Source organism: Chryseobacterium sp. Leaf201, assembly GCF_001421435.1.
GTDB lineage: Bacteria > Bacteroidota > Bacteroidia > Flavobacteriales > Weeksellaceae > Chryseobacterium.
In genome coordinates this window covers 1-3,316 of record NZ_LMKA01000029.1, presented here as the reverse complement: position 1 = coordinate 3,316, position 3,316 = coordinate 1, and the positions used below count along the sequence as shown (strand labels likewise).

Genomic DNA, 3,316 nt, shown 5'->3' with positions numbered 1-3,316 from the left:
TATTGAAAATTAAAATTAATTTAAAAAGTGTATATTAGCAAAATACTTGAGGAACAAAAAACTTTTTTATTGGTTTATGCAGACAACTTATATTGAAACACAACAGATTTCTTTTCAAGATTTTAAAAATCAGATACTTGAAGATTATAAGCTTGGGAGAATTTCCCGCGAAATGTCTTATCTGGGAAGGAGGGAAGTGTTAACGGGAAAAGCTAAATTCGGGATTTTCGGGGATGGTAAGGAGCTTCCTCAGCTGGCAATGGCGAAGGTTTTCAGAGATGGGGATTTCCGCTCGGGATATTACAGAGACCAGACTTTTTCATTGGCCGTAGATGCGTTAACGGTTGAAAGTTTCTTTGCCCAGTTGTATGCCGATACCAGCGTAGAAAGAGAGCCTGCTTCTGCAGGAAGACAGATGAACGGGCATTTTGCCACCAGAAGTTTACATGAAGACGGAAGCTGGAAAGACCTGACAGCCCAGAAGAATATTTCTTCTGATATTTCCCCTACAGCAGGGCAGATGCCGAGATTATTAGGATTGGCGCAGGCCTCAAAAATATACAAAACCGTACAGTTTGAAGGCTCTGAAAAGTTTTCGAAAGGCGGAAATGAAATTGCGTTTGGAACCATCGGCGATGCTTCTACCGCAGAAGGCCATTTCTGGGAAACACTGAATGCCGCCTGTGCGCTTCAGGTTCCTATGGTTGTTTCCATCTGGGATGACGGCTACGGAATTTCGGTTCCTACGATGAAGCAGCGGGCAAAAGCGGATATCGCTGAAATGCTGAGCGGTTTCCAGAGAAAAGAAGGTGAATTCCAGGGGTGTGAAATTATCCAGGTAAAAGCATGGGACTATCCGGCTTTGCTGGATGCCTACGCAAGAGCCGAGCAGTTTGCAAGGGTGGAAAGTGTTCCCGTAGTTGTTCATGTGATTGAGGTAACACAGCCTCAGGGCCACTCAACTTCAGGATCGCACGAAAGATATAAAAACGAGGAGCGTCTGGCCTGGGAATCCCAGTTTGACGGCCTGGTAAAATTCAGGGAATGGATTCTGAACTATTCCATTGAAATTGACGGACAAGAACAGATCATTGCCAGCCTTGAAGATCTGGAGGCTATCGACGAGGAAGCTAAAAAAGCTGTAAAATCCGGACAGAAAAATGCCTGGGAAAATTACCAGAAAACCATTACCGAACTGGCTTTTTCAGTTCTGCCTTTGGTGGAGAATCTGAAAAGCAAGCACGCTGAGATTGAAACCTATGTTAATCAGTATAATAAATTAGTTTCCAAAGCTAAGAAAGATGTTTTCCATCTGGTAAGAAAATCTTTGCTGGCCACAAGAGGAACAGATTCTGCAGAAAGAAGTCAATTGATGCAGAAGTATCATGAGATTTTCGAGGTGGAGAAAGACAACTATTCTTCCCATCTGTATTCCCAGTCTCAGTGGAGGGCTGAAAACGTAAAAGAAATCAAACCAGTCTATTCCGACAGCTCAGAAGATGTTGACGGAAGGGTAGTGGTAAGAAATAATTTCGATAAAATATTTGAGAAATATCCTGAAACTTTAGTCTTTGGTGAAGATGCCGGAAATATCGGTGACGTAAACCAGGGCCTTGAAGGAATGCAGGAAAAATACGGTGAACTTCGTGTGGCGGATACGGGAATCCGCGAGGCTACCATTTTGGGCCAGGGTATCGGTATGGCAATGAGAGGCCTGAGACCGATTGCTGAAATCCAGTATCTGGACTATATCCTGTATTGCTTACAGGGAATGAGCGATGACCTGGCAACCGTTCAGTACAGGACGAAAGGCGGCCAGAAAGCGCCGGTAATCATCAGGACAAGAGGCCACAGGCTGGAAGGTGTCTGGCATTCCGGTTCTCCGATGGCAGGGATTTTAAACCTTTCCAAAGGGATTCTGGTATTGGTTCCGAGAAACTTAACCAAAGCTGCCGGGTTCTACAATACGATGCTTCAGAGCGACGATCCTGCAGTAATTGTTGAGTGCTTAAACGGCTACCGACTAAAAGAAAAACAGCCTGATAACCTGGGTGAATTCACGGTGCCTGTCGGGAAAATCGAGGTAACCAGAGAAGGAAAAGACGTTACATTAGTAACCTACGGTTCAACCTGGAGAATTGTGATGGAAGCGGCAGAAGAACTGGAAAAATTAGGAATTTCTGCAGAAGTTATTGATGTCCAGTCTTTAATTCCATTTGATTTATCCCATGAAATTGCAGAAAGCGTGAAGAGAACCAACCGTTTGGTGGTCATTGACGAAGATGTGCAGGGCGGAACTTCAGCGTTTATCCTTCAGCAGATTTTAGAAAAGCAGAAAGCATTCAGATACCTGGATTCTGATCCTCTGACGATCGCTGCCAACGACCACAGACCGGCGTATGCAAGTGACGGGGATTATTTCAGCAAGCCATCTTCTGATGATATGGTAGAAAGAATTTATGCCTTATTTAATGAAACCAACCCTCAGAAATATCCAGCGATATTTTAATGGAGGATTTCAGATAAAATTTGAACCGCTTTCTTTTGAAGGCGGTTTTATTTTATAATATTGTATTGTTTTTTGTTTCAGAGGATTAATACTCCATTCTTTCCATTCTCCTAAATAAGGATCATAACCGCATTTTAAAGGTTTTGAAATGTCCATTTCATTGCTGATGTGAGTTCTCTCAGTGAAGGCTCGGCAATCAGTACAGATATAGCGGAATTCACAATCTTTGCAAACTTCAATATTATCTTTTGTAAGATTCCAATATTTTTTAAAAGAAGATCTGTTTAATGCTTCTCTAAGAGGAGTCGTTTTAATATTTCCAAAACTTTCAGGTACTGCGGGACAATTTTTTATATTGCCGTCAGTATCAATTGCAATTTTTTTATGAAGACATGAATTGTGATTAATAGCTTCTAAAACCTTATTAATATGAGTATTAAAGTATTTAGGTTCAACCTTACCACAGTGGGTGAAATTTGTGATATCTGTAGAAACAAACTGTCTGTCAAAAAGAATATTTTTATCCTTATCCCAAGTTTCTGATTTTTCAAAAGGACAAGCAAAAAAAGAAAGCTTTACAATTTGAGGACAAAACTCATTAATACTTGAAAATAGTGAATCATTTATGCCATCATACCATTTTGACAATATTTCAACAGATTTAATTCTATTTTGGGGAATCTGATTAAATATATCAATAAATAATTTCTCACTTAACAATTCATAAAATATTATTGAAACATCAAAACAGCCTAATTCCTCTAATTGAATAAGGTAATTATTTAAATTAAATATAGTACTATATTT

At 40.2% G+C, this 3,316-nt stretch carries 2 protein-coding genes; one reads left to right on the top strand and one right to left on the bottom strand.

The features are described from left to right. Nucleotides 1-76: 76 nt before the first annotated feature. Entirely contained in the window at nt 77-2,509 is a 2,433-nt protein-coding gene (locus tag ASE55_RS03240) for a transketolase C-terminal domain-containing protein (protein ID WP_056215500.1), read from the top strand. A gap of 9 nt (nt 2,510-2,518) precedes the next feature. Here the strand turns inward: ASE55_RS03240 and gwsS are convergent. Continuing rightward, a partial coding sequence (gene gwsS, locus ASE55_RS03235; protein WP_056215499.1) for a grasp-with-spasm system SPASM domain peptide maturase occupies nt 2,519-3,316 on the bottom strand: 798 nt, incomplete at its 5' end.

Excerpts from the sequence above, each read along its gene's own strand:
- ASE55_RS03240 (WP_056215500.1), top strand. The coding sequence starts at position 77 with ATGCAGACAACTTATATTGAAACACAACAGATTTCTTTTCAAGATTTT.